1 protein-coding gene is annotated in these 304 nt (G+C 43.4%); it reads right to left on the reverse strand.

Going from position 1 to position 304, the window contains the following annotated elements; genetic code table 11:
* Window positions 1–292, reverse strand: a 292-nt coding sequence (locus ACFINC_RS11160; RefSeq protein WP_375617242.1) for a hypothetical protein, incomplete at its 3' end; no start/stop codon positions are given.
* Between the last annotated feature and the right edge of the window lie 12 nt (window positions 293–304).

Below are 304 nucleotides of genomic sequence, written 5' to 3' on the forward strand. Positions count from 1 at the left end.
ATAAAATTAAATTTTTCAAATAAAACAATTTCTGCGCATTGATCCCCAATGCCCTTCCATCACTTGGGCTCCAGCATATCGACACCATGCTCCCTCTCACATGACGGCAAAACACCATCTTCTCACCTGCTTCTGCCCCAAAACGGACTGTCCAACAAAACAGCTCTTCTGAACCAAAGAGAGACGACATTGCACAACATAAGCAACACTGTGCTATGGAAATTATAGAGATAATCACCCGCCCATTGATAAAGATCATCCAAGATCGCCCATCACAAAGCCCCCTATTCATAAAGCCCCTTAT

The organism is Bartonella sp. AP58NXGY, assembly GCF_042195785.1.
Classification (GTDB): Bacteria; Pseudomonadota; Alphaproteobacteria; order Rhizobiales; family Rhizobiaceae; genus Bartonella.